Annotated in this window: 20 protein-coding genes; 5 read left to right on the top strand and 15 right to left on the bottom strand. The window is 41.4% G+C overall.

The window, feature by feature from the left end; genetic code table 11:
* Positions 1-123 precede the first annotated feature (123 nt).
* Positions 124-1,767, bottom strand: coding sequence for a M20/M25/M40 family metallo-hydrolase (locus tag ACYH0O_RS07580; RefSeq protein ID WP_482631830.1), 1,644 nt, complete (start codon positions 1,765-1,767; stop codon positions 124-126).
* Positions 1,768-2,010: 243 nt separating this feature from the next.
* Between ACYH0O_RS07580 and ACYH0O_RS07575 the strand changes: the two genes are divergently transcribed.
* Positions 2,011-3,312 carry an NCS2 family permease gene (locus tag ACYH0O_RS07575; RefSeq protein WP_482631829.1) on the top strand — a complete coding sequence of 434 codons (1,302 nt, stop codon included), beginning with the start codon at positions 2,011-2,013 and terminating at the stop codon, positions 3,310-3,312.
* Positions 3,313-3,338: 26 nt separating this feature from the next.
* Here ACYH0O_RS07575 and ACYH0O_RS07570 read toward each other — a convergent pair whose 3' ends face one another.
* The 3 genes from ACYH0O_RS07570 to ACYH0O_RS07560 all read right to left on the bottom strand — a co-directional run bounded on the left by ACYH0O_RS07570 (position 3,339) and on the right by ACYH0O_RS07560 (position 5,034).
* Positions 3,339-3,929 carry a histidine phosphatase family protein gene (locus tag ACYH0O_RS07570; RefSeq protein WP_482632519.1) on the bottom strand — a complete coding sequence of 197 codons (591 nt, stop codon included), beginning with the start codon at positions 3,927-3,929 and terminating at the stop codon, positions 3,339-3,341.
* 68 nt (positions 3,930-3,997) lie between these two features.
* Positions 3,998-4,483, bottom strand: coding sequence for a tetratricopeptide repeat protein (locus tag ACYH0O_RS07565; RefSeq protein WP_482631828.1), 486 nt, complete (start codon positions 4,481-4,483; stop codon positions 3,998-4,000).
* A 14-nt stretch (positions 4,484-4,497) separates the two neighbouring features.
* Positions 4,498-5,034, bottom strand: a complete 537-nt coding sequence (locus ACYH0O_RS07560) for a GNAT family N-acetyltransferase (RefSeq protein WP_149155004.1) — start codon at positions 5,032-5,034, stop codon at positions 4,498-4,500.
* A gap of 309 nt (positions 5,035-5,343) precedes the next feature.
* On the opposite strand from ACYH0O_RS07560, the gene ACYH0O_RS07555 reads away from it, so the two are divergent.
* From ACYH0O_RS07555 to ACYH0O_RS07545, 3 genes are all read left to right on the top strand, one after another.
* Positions 5,344-6,294, top strand: coding sequence for an L-lactate dehydrogenase (locus ACYH0O_RS07555; protein WP_482631827.1), 951 nt, complete (start codon positions 5,344-5,346; stop codon positions 6,292-6,294).
* A gap of 88 nt (positions 6,295-6,382) precedes the next feature.
* Positions 6,383-6,820: a hypothetical protein gene (locus tag ACYH0O_RS07550; RefSeq protein WP_482631826.1), complete on the top strand. Its 438-nt coding sequence runs from the start codon at positions 6,383-6,385 to the stop codon at positions 6,818-6,820.
* A gap of 8 nt (positions 6,821-6,828) precedes the next feature.
* Positions 6,829-7,482 (top strand): SIMPL domain-containing protein, encoded by a 654-nt coding sequence (locus tag ACYH0O_RS07545; RefSeq protein WP_482631825.1) that lies wholly within the window; start codon positions 6,829-6,831, stop codon positions 7,480-7,482.
* A gap of 119 nt (positions 7,483-7,601) precedes the next feature.
* Here ACYH0O_RS07545 and proC read toward each other — a convergent pair whose 3' ends face one another.
* From proC to ACYH0O_RS07490, 11 genes are all read right to left on the bottom strand, one after another.
* Positions 7,602-8,408, bottom strand: a complete 807-nt coding sequence (proC, locus tag ACYH0O_RS07540) for a pyrroline-5-carboxylate reductase (protein ID WP_482631824.1) — start codon at positions 8,406-8,408, stop codon at positions 7,602-7,604.
* Between the two features lie 318 nt (positions 8,409-8,726).
* On the bottom strand, positions 8,727-9,743 hold the full coding sequence (locus tag ACYH0O_RS07535) for a phosphotransferase enzyme family protein (RefSeq protein ID WP_482631823.1): 1,017 nt from the start codon (positions 9,741-9,743) through the stop codon (positions 8,727-8,729).
* A 35-nt stretch (positions 9,744-9,778) separates the two neighbouring features.
* Positions 9,779-10,075 (bottom strand): YciI family protein, encoded by a 297-nt coding sequence (locus ACYH0O_RS07530; RefSeq protein ID WP_482631822.1) that lies wholly within the window; start codon positions 10,073-10,075, stop codon positions 9,779-9,781.
* Positions 10,076-10,244: 169 nt separating this feature from the next.
* Positions 10,245-10,961, bottom strand: a complete 717-nt coding sequence (locus tag ACYH0O_RS07525; RefSeq protein WP_482631821.1) for a DUF421 domain-containing protein — start codon at positions 10,959-10,961, stop codon at positions 10,245-10,247.
* Positions 10,962-11,073: 112 nt separating this feature from the next.
* Positions 11,074-11,565, bottom strand: coding sequence for an STAS domain-containing protein (locus ACYH0O_RS07520; protein WP_482631820.1), 492 nt, complete (start codon positions 11,563-11,565; stop codon positions 11,074-11,076).
* A gap of 141 nt (positions 11,566-11,706) precedes the next feature.
* Positions 11,707-12,867, bottom strand: a complete 1,161-nt coding sequence (gene yhbH / locus ACYH0O_RS07515; RefSeq protein WP_395940666.1) for a sporulation protein YhbH — start codon at positions 12,865-12,867, stop codon at positions 11,707-11,709.
* Positions 12,868-13,131: 264 nt separating this feature from the next.
* Positions 13,132-13,305 carry a hypothetical protein gene (locus ACYH0O_RS07510; RefSeq protein ID WP_149154994.1) on the bottom strand — a complete coding sequence of 58 codons (174 nt, stop codon included), beginning with the start codon at positions 13,303-13,305 and terminating at the stop codon, positions 13,132-13,134.
* A 78-nt stretch (positions 13,306-13,383) separates the two neighbouring features.
* Positions 13,384-13,566 carry a hypothetical protein gene (locus ACYH0O_RS07505; RefSeq protein ID WP_482631819.1) on the bottom strand — a complete coding sequence of 61 codons (183 nt, stop codon included), beginning with the start codon at positions 13,564-13,566 and terminating at the stop codon, positions 13,384-13,386.
* 100 nt (positions 13,567-13,666) lie between these two features.
* Entirely contained in the window at positions 13,667-15,562 is a 1,896-nt protein-coding gene (locus ACYH0O_RS07500) for a PrkA family serine protein kinase (protein WP_148968241.1), read from the bottom strand.
* Positions 15,563-15,939: 377 nt separating this feature from the next.
* Entirely contained in the window at positions 15,940-17,229 is a 1,290-nt protein-coding gene (locus ACYH0O_RS07495) for a purine/pyrimidine permease (RefSeq protein ID WP_482631818.1), read from the bottom strand.
* Complete coding sequence (locus tag ACYH0O_RS07490; protein WP_482631817.1) at positions 17,226-17,897, bottom strand: ankyrin repeat domain-containing protein; 672 nt, start codon at positions 17,895-17,897, stop codon at positions 17,226-17,228. Before ACYH0O_RS07490 ends, ACYH0O_RS07495 begins: the two co-directional genes overlap by 4 nt.
* Before the next feature lie 105 nt (positions 17,898-18,002).
* On the opposite strand from ACYH0O_RS07490, the gene ACYH0O_RS07485 reads away from it, so the two are divergent.
* Positions 18,003-18,899 carry a LysR family transcriptional regulator gene (locus ACYH0O_RS07485; protein ID WP_426891268.1) on the top strand — a complete coding sequence of 299 codons (897 nt, stop codon included), beginning with the start codon at positions 18,003-18,005 and terminating at the stop codon, positions 18,897-18,899.
* Positions 18,900-18,927 lie beyond the last annotated feature (28 nt).

Here is an 18,927-nt window from a genome sequence, read left to right as displayed (position 1 = left end):
TTTAGGATTGACCTTTTTGTGACAATTCCAGTTTCGTATCCAGTTCCAATCAATAAAAATAGAGAGGCACACCGCTAAGCGAATGACCTCTCTGTCTGAAAATTTTATTTTTTCATGAGCACATCATATCTTCAATAAATCCTTCGTCACACGCTGGATAATCTCCGGAAGCACTGAGAAGGTGTAAGGTTTATACACTCTCTCTGTCCACTGATGGCCATCTTTTCCGTAAACTCCGATATTAATAGAAGGGATGTTCAGCTTTCTGATCATGTCGATTGGAATAGGGTACAACTGATCGATCAATGGAAGATTCTTTTTGAATACGTCAATATCCTCGTCTTCTTCATGAAGAGAAAGAAAACTGCCGTCTGCGAGATATGGGAAAAACCTTTTAATAACAAATTCTTCGCCGGTTTCTTTGGCTATATCATTTAAGCATTTCCCTAAGGCTTCTCTCACCCTCTTGCCATACTCATTTTCTTCATTCACAAAGTTATGAGGTAAAAAAGGCGGTGCGAAGAAAATGATCACTCTAGGCGTTCGATCGGGGTCCAGATGCTGCAGTGCTTCCACCATGGCATACGCAATCGTTCTTCTGTCTTCTCCCTCCATATCATAAAAGACCTTTTTCATGACAGGATCCGGATCAATGCCTCTTTCCTTCAGCCAGAAGATATACTCCCGTAACGTCAGCACTTCCACTTCCCATGAAAACTCCCTTTCCGGGAAACCATGATAGCTTCGATATTGCTCAAACTGTTTTTTACTGCGTTCTTCCAATTCACTCACTGCCTTTAAGGCTGCCTTCTTCATATCATAGAGCACTTCCCGGGCAGTTCTCTCATATACAAAATAGTTAAAGTATAGAGAAGCGCTTAGAGGGGTCTGAACATTATACGTATGCTTGTCATCTTTGAAATACAGGCAAGATGGCGGCAGGGTGAATTCACCTGGTATATCCTCCAGATAATCCAGGTTCTGATTGATTTCAAGATTGATTTTGGAAGCAATCACAGTAGGATCGATGGATGTCAGCACATCCCCTACATGTGCTTCTCTTCCATATATATAAAAGCTTGGTAGGAGCTTTCCTGCAGCACCCGTGTAAATATAGCGTTTACAGTCCCCATCATAGATCGGAGAAATGAAATCGGTATTGATCGCTGCCAAATAGTCAAAACCCTCATTTTTCAGACGATAAAGATCACTTAATGCTGCAATCATTCCGGCATGTTCACTTTCTTCATCACCATTAAATAGGAAAAGTAAATGTCCATCTGGCGTTTCCTGTCCCGTATAGTACAAGAGATTCGCTATGTGTACGGCAATTCCGCTCTGCATATCCAATGCCCCTCTCCCAAACAGCCAGTTTCCAGAGAGGGCATCTTCTCTTACCTTTTCCTCTCCTTCATAGTCCATAAAGAACTTTTGAAGAAAGTCGGGATCATGAGCCATATCTTGAAGTGCCCCATAATCATCCGTCCCCACCGTATCATAGTGGGCATGGAATAATACAGTTTTCGATGACGTTCCTTTCACGAGAGCAATCACGTTTTTCCTTCCTGTAGGATCGTTCGGTACTTCTTGGAGCCAGACTCGATCAGGATGCTCCTGAAAATAAGGAAATGAAGAAATCATTTCATATATATACTGGGCTTTTTCACTTTCGCCAATTGTCCCATTATAGCTTTTCAGAGCGACTAAAGATCGTGTGATGAGTTCAATCTGCTCGGAGATTGATTTGTTTATTAATTGTGTATACACGTTAGTACCGCTCCTTCCCTTAAGAAATGTCAGCTTATGCGTGGTTAATCGTTTACTTACTGGGCATTATAGAGACTGATTCTTCTATAATTGATAACATCTTATCGAAAATGATATGGGTTTGGAAGGGGTTTCAGGATTCTTTCTTAAAAAAATTTCATACCTTTCTATTGAAATCGGATCTAATACCGAATATTATAGAAGTTGCGCGTTTTTAATGTTCGTTTTATTGGAGGTATTACGATGTTTAAATTAAAGGAACACGGCACTAATCCTAAAACTGAAATACTGGCAGGAATTACAACATTTCTAACAATGGTTTACATTGTCGTTGTCAATCCCATTATATTAGCCGACGCAGGTGTGCCATTTGATCAAGTCTTCTTAGCAACCATTATTTCAGCCGTAGCCGGAACGTTATGGATGGCCTTGTTCGCAAATTATCCAATTGCCATCGCACCAGGTATGGGATTGAATGCTTACTTTACGTACTCTGTAGTAGGTGCAAATGATGATATTTCTTATATCGTTGCATTCTCTGCCGTTTTTGTAGCAGGTATCATCTTTATCATTCTTTCATTAACACCATTCAGAAAAAAATTGATCGAAGCCATACCACAAAATCTAAAGCACGGCATCACCGCAGGAATCGGGTTGTTCATTGCTTTTATCGGATTACGACTGACAGGACTTATCCAAGCTCATCCAACGAATTTAGTACAACTGGGGGATCTTCATTCATCTTCAGCGATATTAGCTTTAATCGGTTTGGCTGTTACCCTTATCCTCATGGTCTTACGTGTTCATGGTGCATTATTTATCGGAATGATTGTCACTGGTCTCGTTGCCTTCTTCACAGGAGAATTATCATTTAAAGAAGGGTTTGTGGCTCTTCCACATCTTCCAGAAGGACTGATCGTATCAAATCCTCTTACAGCATTTGCCGATGTCTTTCAATACGGGCTATATGCCGTTGTGTTCTCATTCTTACTTGTAACTATCTTTGACACAACAGGAACTATGATCGGAGTGGCTCAACAAGCAGGTCTTATGAAAGGCAACACGATGCCAAGAGCACGTGAAGCACTACTGGCGGATTCCATTGCAACAACTGTAGGGGCGATGTTTGGGACAAGTCCTACCTCCGCTTATATCGAATCTTCAGCCGGTGTTTCCGCTGGAGGAAGAACAGGATTAACAACATTAACGGTTTCTATTCTGTTCATCGCTGCTGCATTCTTCGGTCCTCTTGTAAGTGCCGTATCAGGAATTTCAGCCATTACAGCTCCTGCCCTTATCATCGTAGGAAGCTTAATGATGGGGAGCATTTCTCATATTAAATGGGATCAGTTAGATGAATCCTTCCCTGCATTTCTAATCATTCTTAGCATGCCGTTAACATCAAGCATCGCAACCGGGATAGCTCTCGGATTCATATCTTATCCATTATTAAAAGTAGTAAAAGGGCAATGGAAGCAGGTACACCCACTCGTGTATATCTTTGCCGTCCTGTTCTTCTATCAGCTGGCATTCCTTCCTCATTAACTCGATATAGATACTCGAAAGACCGTTCATAATGAACGGTCTTTTTGTGGTGCAAATTCAGCTGGTTGTGTCCATATTCTCTTGACGCTTTTTAGATTTTTGTCACCAAAAGTTAAACAATATATATCCGGCATTTCAAGCTTTCTCCAAAACCTGATATCATATTGAGGATCAAAGTAACTCATGATCAGAACCATGATATTACCGTGTGTTCCAATCGCAACGTTTTTCCCATTATATTCTTCAATGATCTTAAATATCCCTTGTACGCCCCTTTTTTGAGCGATGAGATTCGACTCTCCTCCTTCTAAGGAAAAAGCAGGATCCTCCCAAACCAATGAGATTGCCTCCTCAAAGTTTTGAACTGGTTTTCCAGAGAGTGTTCGTTCTCTCATTTCTTCATACAAATTGATTCCCTGACCAATATAGCGGGCTGTCCCTTCAACGGTTTCCACCGCCCTTTTATACGGACTGGAACATACTGCATCAATCTCTTCATTCTTTAATAATTCCGTTACATGCTCAGCATCCACTTTACCTTTGCCTGATAAGGGTCTGGTTAACTCCTCGGGGGTGTATTCCGAGTGAGCATGCCTCACTAGATACAGTTGTGTAATTGCCAACTTCATTCACTCCTATTTACTTTCCAGCCATAAAAATGAGCCGTCATGCAGAACTGCTACCCTTATTTCCATACAACGTCCAATTGACCAGCATAAAATGTTATCGCCTTTTTATAAGGTTCGATGGTGGAGTCTTGTGATGATTCTCCAATGCATGTCAGGAGTAGCTCCATTGCTTGACTGTGTTCGTTCAAATTATAGAGGGTCATAGAATAAAAGACCGACAACACTTTATTTTCAGGAAATCGTCCTATTCCTTTCTCGAACACCGATTTGCTTTTTTCATACTCTCCCAATGTCCGATATGTACTCCCTAATCCAAGATACGCGCCTTGTAAATCTTTATCATCCAGTCCCAATTGAATCGAATTCTCGTAATAAGGAGCGGCTTCGCTTTCGAGTCCCATTGCGTCATGGCTCCATGCACATTGGTAATGGAGAAAACCATTATCTGGTTCTTCCCCAATCAATCGCTTCCACCTTTTAATGGAAGCTGCATATTCTCCCGACTCTCTCAATGCAATGGCTTTTTCTATTTTTCTATTCATTTGAAATCACCCATTTATTCGGGAATGAACTCCATCAACCAGGAATCATGGTGTTTGCCTTCATGAAGCTCATGCTCCCGTAGTATTCTCGCTTTACTATACCCACATTTCTCATAGCAACGGATCGCTCTGGTGTTCCAAGTCATGGGATCCACCACGAGGCGGTGGACCCCCTCTTTCTTGAGCAAGTACTCTACTACAGCTCGAATGAGTTTCGTCCCTACTCCCCTGTTCCAATATGTCGCTTCTCCGATGAATTGATCCGTACCGTAAATCACTTCATCTAAATTCGTGTAACCATATCGTATCATTGTTTCTTCATCAAGCTGATAATACTGGAGATAACCAATTTCATTCCCCTCATACTCGACCAGACAACCTAAGACGTCCCTCTCTGCCAGGAATTTCTCCTCCACCATCTGAAGAGTGAAGGGGCGGTCCCTCCCTTCATAAAACTCCAGTACCACTGGATCCTGCAACCACCTTGCCAACGTGTATTTATCCTCCTCCTCTAACCGACGGATATATAAATCCCCACTCCTGACATTCATACACACACCTCCCATAACTCTCCTCTTCCTCTATACATTCATCACATATCAAAAAAAACCCTTTTTTTTGAAAGAAGGACCTGGGTCCATTCCTCTGTATGACAAGTTTGTGAATTCATTCACATTTATGTATGTTAGGCTATATTTCAGACTAGAATAACAATCTGTTTCGTGTTATCATTTTATTGTGAATTACTTCACAATATCTCCACTCGTATACTTAAAGCTTTATTACTTTCTTTTAATCTGGCCATTGTTAGATTCATGGACCAATTTATTTACAAATAATTAGTGAATAGGTGAGGACGTATGACAATCAAGTGCACTAACAAAGTAGCTTTAATCGGTACAGGATTTGTAGGTTCAAGTTATGCCTTTGCTCTCTTGAATCAAGGAATCGCACATGAACTTGTGATGATTGATTTGAATAAGGAGAAAGCTGACGGAGACGCACGTGATTTAAATCATGGTCTTGCTTTCGCTTCCCCTATGAAAATATCTGCAGGAGATTACAGTGATTGTAAAGATGCTGACTTGGTCGTGATTACGGCAGGAGCGAACCAGCAGCCGGGTGAAACCCGTCTGGACCTGGTGGAAAAGAATGTGAAAATCTTTAAAAACATTGTAGACTCTGTCATGAATAGTGGATTCAACGGCATTTTCCTTGTGGCGACGAACCCTGTCGACATCTTGACGTATTCAACGTGGAAGTTTTCCGGTCTGCCGAAAGAAAGAGTCATCGGATCAGGGACGATCCTCGATACAGCAAGACTTCGTTACTTAGTCGGAGAGCATTTTGATATTGATACACGGAATATTCATGCCTATATTATGGGAGAACATGGAGATACTGAGTTTCCTGTTTGGAGCCACACGACTGTAGGCGCAAGTCATTTAAGTGAGTTGATTGATCTCCACCAAGATGACGTGCAGAATCAGCTCGATGATATATTCGTCAATGTAAGAGATGCAGCCTACCACATCATTGAACGGAAAGGCGCAACCTATTACGGCATAGCCATGGGGCTTGCCAGGATTACCAAAGCTATCTTTAACAACGAAAATAGCATTTTAACCGTTTCTGCTCTCCTTGATGGAGAATATGATCAGGAAGACATATACATCGGTGTCCCTGCAATTATTAATGGCGAGGGTATCAGAAAAGTCGTCGAGCTTCCGTTAAATGATAAAGAAAGAACCCAATTCGCTCACTCTGCAGAGATGCTGAAAAATGTGATGAAAAAAGCGATGGATTCTTGATTTACTCCCTTTGTTAAAATGAATAGACACGCACGCCCATTGGACCTCCTCATATGATAAAGAGAATTCTTTATGAGGAGGTTCTTCTATGTACGATCACAGACAACTATTCCCTGGTTTTCCTGGGGGAGGTAGCGGGTTCCCCGGCTTTCCTGGGGGAGGTCAAGGATCTGGCGGTGGCTTTCCAGGCTTTCCAAGTGGAGGACAAGGCGCACCCAGCTCACCACCACCTACAGGCGGGCAAGGCGGACAAAATCAACCACCACCCGGACCACCACCGAACTTCCAACCACAAAAAACGGTAATGCAAGGAACACAAGGTGGACCAAGTGTCTTTGCAGTAGACCCGGGTGCCATCAGAAGATGTTTATTCCGCTACACGTATATTTGGTTAAGAAGAGATGCTTTTTGGTTTTATCCTGTCTTTGTTGGGCGCCGTTCCATTGCCGGGTGGAGATGGATCGGATTCACATGGGTATACTTCGGCATCGATTTAGATAAAATTGAATCCTTTACTTGCGTGTAGGTTTGCTCATGTATTCATATCCTTACTATAGAACCGGCAACACCAATGGGACGATTACTGTAACTGGTGAGAATACACTTTATGTGGATCCCGATCAAGCCATCGTCTCTATCGGTGTTTTCACTAAAGATGAAGAACTTGAAGCGGCACAAAACCAAAACCAACAACAGTCCACTGAAGTCGTTCAATCACTATTAAATAATGGTGTGTCACAAAAAGATATCCAAACCTCCACCTATCAAGTATTCCCACAGTACAACTATGAGGACGGGAAGCAAATTTTCACAGGATATGAGGTTCGCCAAGTATTTCGCGTTACTATAAAAGATATTGAAAAAGTGGGTACGATTATGGATGAAGCCATAAAGAGCGGAGCAAATCGGGTAGAAAACATTCAATTTGTCAATTCAAATCCTATTGAATCCTATCAGTTAGCCCTTACTTCCGCATATCAAAAGGCATACCAAAAAGCACTCACATTATCGAGCCAATCGGGGCAGCAGCTAAATCCACAGCCAAAGTCCATCACAGAGCAATCAAGCCCAATGGTCTCCCCCTTTGTAACAACTGGACTTGTGAAAGCCGCTGAAGAAAGTACAACCGTACAACCAGGGCAAATCGGCGTCACAGCCATCTTGACAGTAGAATACCAAACCCAATAAATAACAAACTGCCAAAGTATATAACACTTTGGCAGTTTGAATAATGCTAAGAGGGACGGACCTCCAGGTTTGGTTGAAATTATGTTAGCCCCTCCGTCTTGAGGTCAATGCTTTCCACTCTATTCACCCAAGGACTTCGATTTACGGCTGCATGCTTCCATAGCCGTTAAAATGGCTCCTTTAAAATTATTTTTCTCCAGAACCGATACCGCTTCAATCGTTGCTCCTCCTGGTGAGCAAACGGCATCCTTCAGTTCTCCTGGGTGAGTGCCCGTTTCGAGAACCATTTTGGCTGCTCCAAGTACAGCCTGCGATGCAAGCTGATAGGCCTGCTTACGGGGAATGCCTTGCAGAACCGCTCCATCAGCCAGAGCTTCTATGAACATAAACACATACGCGGGAGAAGATCCGCTTACTGCCGGAATGGCATCCATCAAGCTTTCCTCTACCATTTCAGCCTTTCCGAAGCTTTCTAAAATGGCTTGTACATCTGCAAGATCTTCTTCTGTTGCTTCATTATTTACACAATAGGCTGTCATACCTTCACCTACAAGAGACGGTGTATTAGGCATGGTCCGGACAATTTTCATTGATTCAGAAAGCTGACTCTCCATCCAATCAATCGTGATACCCGCCGCAATGGTAATGACGATGACATCCTCTTTCAGGAAATTCTTTATCGATTCGATAATGCTCCGATATTGGTCAGGTTTCACGGATAAAAACAAAATATCCGAAAAGGCTGCTACACTTCTATTATCACTGGTAACCCCCACTCCAAATTCCCCTGCTACTTTTTCCAGCGTATCCTGAGTCCTGGCACTGGCTTTAACCGCATGTTTATCCACCAATCCAGACCTCAGTATGCCCCCCATAATCGCTTGTGCCATATTTCCGCATCCTATAAATCCAATGGTTTTATCCATTTCTTCACCTCATCAGTTTGTATGTAAACAGTCTTTAGCATCATACCAAAATTATCTCCACATATAAAATAAACGCCATTAAAAAAGGCTCAAAGGACAAGTCCTTCAAACCTTTCCCTTATTCCACCAGCTTCCCGCAATGGAGACAAAGAGATTTTTGATAATCTTTTGGAATCTTCCTCTGGCAATGATTGCATGTCTTCACGTACACAGGTTGATCAAATAAATCCTCAGACATACCATACCCACTCTTAAAGGTCGTCCTCATAAGGCGGACTAACAATCCGATGATCACACCAGTAATAAGCAGAGCCCAAATCATTTTGCTTTCGCTTTTTCAATAATTTCGCCGTAGTCCAGATCGACGATTGGTTCATCATGGAGCAATCTGTCCCTGATCTGAGAAAGAAGCGACTCCTCGACCTCCGATAAATTCTCAAGATCCCACTTTTTATGGAATACAGAATACAGTGTTAAATCTCTGAGCAACAGGAAATGAGAGATCCGTTTCACCCACTCTTCTTCTAAATCACACTCCGTTAAATAACCTTTTAAAAATGAAACGAGAAACCTTTCGCCAAATTGACTGCGGGTATCTAAGTCCTCATTCCGAAGCTTCCACCACACGGAATAGTAAAGAGGGATGGCCACGTCACTGATAAAAAAGAACTGTGTACTATCGTCAAAATCAAACACATGAAGGTCACCCTCATGGTAAAAGAAGTTCCCTGGATGGATGTCTGAGTGAATCAGCCCAAAATTATCTTTGGTTTCCACAAAGCTTCTAATCGTCTCCATGTTTGTTTGAGCAGCTTTAAGGATGTACCTGTCTTCCACAGATAAATATTTCTTATAGTCCAGCACATCGTCCTGATCCCAGCGATGGCGGTTGACATCATCTCCATATTTCTTTGTTACCCGGTGCATATGCCCAGTCATTTCCCCCCATTTATAAAACAGTTCATCATCGAACAACGGATCAGTTACTTTTACTGGACTGCCTGGAGCTTTATCAAACAAACACACATAGAAATACGTGTCTCCTGCTTTGATGACTTCTACGAGCTTTCCTTTATCAGAATGATTGACTAAAGATACATTCACTCCGTGTTTATGTAAGTAGTTAATCCATTTCAGTTCAGCTTCCACTTCTCTTTCTGAACGATGAGAACTGTGAGTGAGGCGGAGGATATAAGGGATGTCTCCCTTATGCACCTCATACACATAATTTTCAAAGTCACCGAGTTTCTTCGCTTGAGCCGTATTACAGCCATATCGCAAGGCAGCTTCAGCCAATAGTTTCTCTGTAAAAAGTTCTTCTATCCACTTTTCCATCGTACCTTCTCCTACTCTATTTCAGTATTGAGTTCCTATCTCGAAAGAGCTACTCGGTAAGGAAACAGCTCTGCTGTCATGATTCCTTCTTTTACCGCAGGATCTTCCTTCATGAACGCTTTGGCCTTTTCCGCATCTTCCGCTTCAAAAATAACAATTCCAAAAGCATTTTCTTCTTCATTCAATGTTCTGCCGGCAAGGATAACCACTCCAGAATCCGTAAGCTCCTTTAGCCTCTCAAAATGACGTTGAACAATCCCCTCATCCCCGGTTGTCCAATTTCCTTCCTTATGTAGGCGCTGAATCAGCTTTAATACATAGATAAATTCCATCGTGAATCAACCTCCTTCTCCCTATATATACGACTTCTCTTCCCAAGATTCCTTTATAAGCAAAGAAGCTGTTCAATATACGCAACAGCCTTCTTTAGATTATATAAAAATGAACGATATCTCCTTCAATCTGAGCTCCACTTAACCTTGCTGCTTTCAAAGGGTACTCTCAATTAAAGAATGGGGGATACGAGTGGATATCAGATGTTTTCACGATATGAATTTCCTTTCTTACATTGATGGAAGCATAGAATACCTCATCGATTGCCGTGAATCCCACTTTTCGCATTTCATCCCGAACCCATTTTTCCTCCACGTTTAATTTATCTAAGACGCCCGTATGCAATACGCCATCTACAATAAGAGGAAATGCAAGGCTCGTCCGCTTCATCACTCCCGCATCCTCCAATGTAACCGTTTGTTTCGGGGGAATCTTATGAATCGATAAACTTCCATTCGATTCAATGATTCCAATCTCCACATCTTGCAACGAGAAGACTTCTTTCTCCCGAAGAAGCATCAGGATATTATCAATCGTATAACCGGTTTTCTTTAAGTCTTCTTTTAGAACCTGACCGTTTTCAATCACGACAGTAGGCTCAAAGGAAAGCAGTTTGCCTACTTTTCTTGAGGAGACTTTCATTTTGGTCAAGATCTTTTGTAATATGCCGATTAGAATCATTGCGACGATCGTATGGATATGTTTGATGTCAGGATCCGCAATATCCGCACCTACAACAGAACCAAACACGAGGACCACTAAAAAATCAAATACAGGCAACTCCCCAATGGAACGTTTCCCCATATATAATGTGACAAAAATCATAAATGGAAGTATCGTAAAGATTCTTAAAACCACGATACCTAAGTCTTTAAAGTCAACCATGAGCTATTCAAATCCTTTTTGAGTCTGATAGGGATAGTTTCCCCTATCACAGAACAAACATGAAGGCTGTTTGCATATAAATTAAAAGAACCAACCGAATAGGCTGGTTCTTTTAATCAGTTTTCTTCTGAAATGTAATTTCCTTTTCACTCATCAAATACTGCAAAGCTGTCCGGAATGTGAGGAAGCTTTTAATCCCTTTAAGCTCTTTCACCCCTGAATTGATCATCACTTGGGTAAGGGCAGGCGTAAATCCGACAAAAAGGGGTTCGATTCCCATTAATCCAATTGCCTTTGCCATGTTATGAATATAAGTGCCGAAGATGTCCATTTCCCCGATTTCTTTTTCTGATATGGCTGAGAAATCTACAATGATTGTGTTGATGTCCCCACCGTACGAGACGTCTAATATCCTGGAAATAATTCTTTCAAAACGTTCAGGACTAAGTCTGCCGGTTATGGGGATCAAGATGGTTTCCGGGACGATCGATGGGATAATAGGTGCTGAGATATCCATGATTAGCTGTTCTGATTGAATCAGCTGTTCTTTTAATTCTTTAATTTCATTCTTTAGTTGTTGAATTTCTTGCATTTCATCTTTCATGATAAACCTCACCACTTATAGAATGTTTTTAATAGTACCTCTCTCTATTCTAGCACTATGCATATAGAATAACCTAATATTTTAATATGTAAGTAGATAAGCAGAAGACAGTGAAAAACCAGCCTCATCGGCTGGTTTTTCTCAAGCGAATGCTTTTTCCTGCTCATTGTGGAAGAAACTTTTCATGGCATGGAATACATCTGCTTTTTGTTTGAGAATGTAATAACGGAAATCGTCGTTTTTAATATTTTTATAGGCTGACATTAAGGTGGAGTGGCGGTTATACTGGTTCACTTCCCCGTAACCGAACATGCTGGATACTTTCATTAATTCTTCAACAAGCTTCACGCATCGTACGTTATCAGACGTCAAGTTATCCCCATCAGAGAAATGGAACGGATAAATATTATATCGGCTTGGGGCGTACTTTCCATCGATTAATTCCAACGCTTTGCGATAAGCAGATGAACAGATGGTTCCTCCACTTTCCCCTTTCGAGAAGAAGTGCTCTTCTGATACCACTTTGGCCTCGGTATGATGTGCGATGAATTCAATTTCTACGGTTTCATATTTTGTTCTCAAAAAACGTGTCATCCAGAAGAAAAAGCTTCTTGCCATATATTTCTCCCATACTCCCATGGATCCACTCGTATCCATCATAGCCAATACGACCGCTTTGGATTCAGGCTTTAATACTTCATTCCACGTTCTGAACTTCAAGTCTTCGGTATATATCGGATGAAAGCTTGGTGCTCCTTTCATGGCATTCCTCTTAAAGGCAGACATCATTGTCTTCTTTTTATCTATATTCCCCATTAGGCCTGTTTTACGGATATCGTTGAATTCAATGTGCTCGACGGTTTGAACATCTTGCTCCTTCTTTTTTAGGTTCGGAAGTTCCAATTGGCTAAATAAGGCTTCTTCAATCTCGAGCATCGACACTTCTGCTTCATAGTAATCTTCACCGGCTTTATCTCCGGCCCCTTGACCTTTTCCAGGACCCTGCTGCTGCGGTGAGCCGTCTCTTGCAATAACGTCTCCTACCTGACTTTCACCGTCACCTTGCCCCACGTGCTTATTCTTATCATAGTTATAACGAATTTTATATTCATCTAAAGAACGAATCGGGATCTTGACGACGTCTCGACCATTTGACATGACAATGTTTTCTTCCGTAATCAAATCAGGTAAGTTGTTTCGAATCGCATCCTGTACTTTCTCTTGATGTCTTTGTTGATCATCGTGACCTTTGCGGTGGAGGGCCCAATCTTCCTTGGAAATGACAAACTGATGATTATCCATTTGACTCAAATTATTCCCCTCCTTAAAGTTTTTTCACATTTTTTCATTCTCCTGCATACACTATGTTGACTGTCTAAACTGCATGTATCCCATGAAGTGAAACGGGGATTACTCTATCCTATGCAGAAGTATTGATAAATTTACAAATAATTTCGACAATTAATCGTTCTTTTATGGTTGGACGAGCCTATTTTTCTGACAGGTTATGTGATGCCCGTGAATGACCGATTTCCTCAAAAAAAATAACCAGGCAGAATCACCTGATTAAGCTTCTTCTTCATATTGAGCCGGGTCTGATACTCGATTGTGTATCTTTAATTCGCCACTGGAACGTAATTTTTCCATCTGCTTCCCTAGCTTAATGACTTCCTCCATATTGGAGGCCATACTTCCGTTAAGAGGTTCTGCTTCTTCTCGACGATGAGGTTTAGAAGACATCCTCTTCACCCACTTTCATTTAAGATAATGGGCCCAGCTCTCTATCTATAGACTATTATATTCAGAGTTTTCCGTCAACTATTCCTTGTCTTTCTCTTTAAATTGAACAGGATCCGGCTGCTTTTTGTCCTCTTTCAGCTCTTCATTCGTTCTTAGCTTGTCCATTTGCTTTCCCAGCTGCTCCATCTCTTCCATATCAGATGCCATGGAGCCATTTTCAGGTTCATAGTTTTTATCCAGTTCATGTTTGTATTTGCTCATAACTTTCACCTCTTGGCTACTACTTTTCCCTTTACGAGAAAAAAATAAACCAAATAGAAAAATCGGAAGGTGTGTTTGGCACCTTCCGATTTCTTTGTTTTTATCGATTCAACAGGCTGCCCACATAGCGTAGTAATTCGTTGGCGGATGTTGAGTTGTAGCCATGTTCATCGATGAGGCGGGCAACCACTTCGTTGACTTTCTTCAGCTGCTGTTCGTCTGGCGTTTTCGAAGATGTCGTGATTTTCACAACGTCCTTCAAGTCAGCGAATAGCTTCTTCTGAATGGCTTCTCTCAAGCGATCATGTGAATTGTAGTCGAAACGCTTCCCTTTACGGGCATAGGCAGAAATACGGATAAGAATTTCTTCACGGAATGCTTTCTTTGCATTTTCTGAAATGCCAATTTGTTCTTCAATGGAACGCATCAGCTTTTCATCCGGATTGATTTCTTCACCGGTTAATGGATCATGAAGCTTCGCCTTATTGCAGTAAGCTTCAACGTTATCAAGATAATTATCCATAAGCGTTTTCGCAGACTCTTCATATGAATACACGAAGGCTTTTTGAACTTCTTTCTTGGCAATATCATCATATTCCTTACGGGCGAGGGAGATAAAGTTCAAATACTTATCACGAAGTTCATTCGTAATTGATGGATGTTGATCCAGTCCTTCTTTCAACGCACGAAGAACGTCTAAAGCGTTAATGGTCGGGATCTCTTTCCGAATGATCGTAGACGAGATTCGGTTAATGACATACCGCGGATCGATTCCACTCATTCCTTCATCCTGGTATTCCTTCTTCATTTCATCCACATCTGCAGAGTTGAAACCTTCGACATTTTCGCCGTCGTACAAGCGCATTTTCTTGATTAAATCAATATCACCGCGCTTTGGTTCCTTCATTCGGGTCAAAATGGTGAACATCGCCGCTACCCGTAACGTATGAGGAGCCACGTGGACATTCGACACATCACTTTCGTTAATCATTTTCTCATAAATTTTCTCTTCCTGGGTAACCTTCAGGTTATAAGGAACCGGCATGACGATAATACGGGAGTGTAAGGCTTCATTCTTTTTATTTGCAATGAAGGATCGATACTCAGTTTCATTCGTATGGGCCACAATTAGCTCATCAGCTGAAATCAGTGCAAACCGCCCTGCCTTGAAGTTTCCTTCCTGAGTAAGAGATAATAAGTGCCATAAGAACTTTTCATCACACTTCAGCATTTCCTGGAATTCCATCAATCCACGGTTCGCTTTATTTAACTCACCATCAAATCGGTAAGCTCTCGGATCTGACTCAGAACCAAACTCGGCAATCGTGGAAAAATCGATACTTCCCGTTAAATCGGCGATATCCTGTGATTTTGGATCGGATGGACTGAACGTACCGATTCCGACACGTTTATCTTCAGAGAAAAAGACTCTTTCGACCTGAACGTCTTCTATGCGGCCATGGTATTCTTTCTCCAAACGCATAGTATTTAACGGAGAGAGATTTCCTTCAATGCGAATGCCATATTCGTTGTAAAAATCTTCACGTAAATGTTGTGGAATCAGATGCAATGGATCTTCGTGCATCGGGCAGCCTTTGATTGAAAAGACGCCTCCTCTTTCAGTCCGGGAATATTGTTCCAGCCCGCGTTTCAGCATGGAAACAAGGGTTGATTTCCCTCCACTGACTGGCCCCATCAGTAATAAGATTCTCTTCCTGACATCCAATCGTTTCGCAGCAGGGTGAAAGTATTCTTCAACGAGTCTTTCCAGCGCCTCTTCTAAGCCAAATAATTGATTGCTGAAGAATTTATACTTTCTTTTCCCCTCGACCTCTTCAACTCCGGCATCCTTAATCATATTAAATACTCTTGAATGAGCGGATTGCCCAACCCAAGGCTTCTCTTTCAGCAGGTCTAAATACTGAGCAAACGTCCCTTCCCATTTCAGTTTCTCTTCTTCTTCTCGGTAATGTTCGATTTTTTTTAAAATATCCATAAGGACCTCCCCCTGTCGCTTAATGAGAGACGATTAATATACTGTATGCGCTTGTTCACCTGAACATGTTAACAAGATATATTTATTGCAGACAAAGGTTCGGTATTCACTATGAATAAAATCGTTTCATTATCAATTCGTCCACCTGTCACAGATCATCAAAAAATTAACCGATTTCATTCACATCAAATAAAAAATAGGCTATACTAAAGACAGACTGTGGAATAAGTGAAACTGGGAGGTTACCAAACATGGGTACTATAATGATTATAGGTGTATCTTTAGCGTTCTTAGTAGCGATTTTCACTGCTGGATATAATGATAAACCCGGCTCCAACTAATTCATAAACTAAAAAAACTGGCCTTGGCCAGTTTTTTTAGTTATTACGCCATATTAAATTAAGACCAATCACCATAACTGTCCCTACGATCAAACCATTACTCATTACAATTTGAAGCGAACTCGGAAGATCTTCGAAATGATCCGGAGATTGAAAGAAGAGACTTGTGCCGCCCAAAAGTGAAATACCAATGATTGATAACTCCCTTTGGTTCAACTCAATAGAAGTAATCTTTTTTAAAGAAATGATAAACATATTCACAATTGTCGAAAGCAACGCTGCACTTGCGACAGCTACAGGCAAAGTGGACACTACATGCACCACTTGTGGCATAAAGGATATGAGTAATAAACTGCCTGCTGCTATAAGAAATGGAAGACCATTTCTTTGTTTCGTCGTTTGTACGAAACCTGATGTAACCGGCAAGGGCACAATGGCAAGTGCAGAAAAAACGGACGATAACCAATGATTGATTCCTCCGATGACAAACCCTCTTCTTATACTGTCTTGCTTATTGATTTTCTTTCCATCAAATACCTCATACATCGAATCAATGGCTGCAATATTGTTTAGAATCAGAGTAAAAGAAAACAGAATAGTCGCAGTAATGATATTACCATTGATTGCAGGTGGTCCCCATGAAAATAGTTCTGGTAAAGCTACACCATTAAGATCCCTCTGTCCAATGGGGTTGGAAGCCCCACCGAACATGGCGAACACACCCCAGCCAACAATGATGCCGATCAAGAGTGAAAACTGCTTTCCCCATCCTTTTGCTTTAATTGACAGAATTACAATAAAGATAAAAACGAAAATGGCCAGCATCGTCAGTTTCCAATCAACGCTCCCTTCTTCTTGAACGATCATCCCTTTAAAAAAGATGCCACTAAGCTGAATCGCTAGAAGAAACAAAAAAACACCTGAAACTAAAGGTGGAAATACTCTTTGGTAAAATGATTTGTTTTTCACTAATCCCATTAGGAGCAGAATACATCCTGCTAAAGCAAGTGATCCCATGCCAAGGGATAGTGATTCTTCAACAGAAAGACCCATTTGCTTAGAAAAGCCCGCCAAAATAACAAAGACACTTACCCAGGATCCAGCTGGTCCTTCAATAATCGGAAGGGAATGTCCAATTACTATCTGAAGAATGGAGCCGAGAGCCACCAGGAAAAGCGTTCTTTGCATTAACCCTGATATCTCGATCTCACTTAATCCAAACACACTACCAATCACAATCGGAAGAGCAATCGACGTTCCAATCAAAAACATGAGCCATTGGAAGCTTTGCATAGTTATTCTTACGGACTGCCCTTTGCATTTCATGATACTTTGACCGCTCCCTCTTTAAGCAGCATCTCCTCAATTTCATCAAATCCTCTTTCCTTGGCATGCTCAATTGGTGATTTTCCTTCCTGATCAGGTATCGTTACATCGGCACCATACTCGATTAATGTGGCAATAATCTCTTGATGCACCTTTCCTCCATCACTCAATACAATGGCTTCCATCAAGGCTGTCCAGCCAAGGTCATTTACATGATTGATATCGACATTTGTTTTTTCCAGTAGAAGTTTGACCGTCTCACCGTGGCCTTTTTCCGCAGCTGGAATTAGCGCAGTTCCGCCATATCGATTTACTAGAGCAGGATCTGCTCCTGCTTCGATCGTGAGAAGCAGAATGTCATTCATTCCTTCTGCACCAGCATACAGGAAGGGATTGTTTTTTAATTCATCCTTAACATGAATATTAGCTCCCCTATCAATAAGCAAACGAACCATATTCGGATTATTTTGATACGTCGCAAGCATTACTGGAGTTCTACCGAGGGCATCCTGTTGATTAATATCGGCACCTTCATCAATTAACGTTTCAACCTCTTCAATATATCCTTCTTTTATATAGGTGAAAATCACTTCTTTTTCCTCCTCTTGAGCATTAGGCGAACATCCCGCTAGAGTACTGATAAAGATTGCAATGAGCATCTTCTTCATTTTCACTCCCCCTAACAACTTTTAGGGTATCACGGCCCAATATATATGTATAATATATATTAAATTGTATTATTATATATTTATTGTATAAGAGAGGTCGTTACCATGCTGGACATTAAACAACTGCGCTACTTCATGGCGATTGTGGAAGAAAAAACAATACTGGCTGCAGCAAAGCGACTACATATGTCTCAGCCTCCTCTAAGTCAGCAACTGCGCACGATGGAAGAGGACCTTGGTGTGAGCTTGTTTGACCGTAGGGGGAGGAAATTGTTGATTACAGAGGCTGGTAGAGCCCTTTATCAGCATGCTTATCAGACAATCAAGCTGCTGGAGGCTGCAGAAGCTGAAGTCAAAGAAATTGGTTCCGGAGAAAAAGGCAAACTGAGGATTGGTGTAAATACACTATCTGACATTGATTTACCACATATTTTAACAGAGTATGAAAAGAACTTCCCGAACATCACCTATAATATCCATCAAAACGAATCTTCTCAGCTCATTCATCTTTTAGAATTACGAGAGATTGATGCTGCTCTGATTCGACTGCCATTTTCTGCAGACAATATGGTGAAGGTGGTCCTCCAAAATGAGCCCTTTTATTACATTACGAGTGTTCCGACTTCGAGCCATGACACGATTAGATTAGAGGATATTGTTCACCACCCATTAATCCTTCCAAGTACGCAAAGTTTAGGATTGTACGAAATGATTGTTCAGTCATTTATTTCAATCGGGTTAACGCCAAATGTAAAGGCGGAATGCTCGGATACTGTCCTCCTGGCCAATCTTGTGGAACAAGGATTCGCTTCCTCTATCGTCCCCCATAGTGCTCTGCAGGTATTTAAGTATAAAGATGTTCAACTGTTGGAAATCGAGAACATGAACAAAGCAAGCTACGGTATCGTGTGGAAAAAAGACTTCTATTTGCCCAAAACTACGAGGGAGTTTATCCGGTTAGTAACAATACATTTTCAAGTCGAGCTCCCTGAGATGGAATAAGAAAAAGCCCGAAAAGGAATTGTTCCTT

The sequence above is a fragment of the Rossellomorea sp. H136 genome, from assembly GCF_056838065.1.
This window is presented reverse-complemented; position numbering and strand designations above follow the sequence as displayed.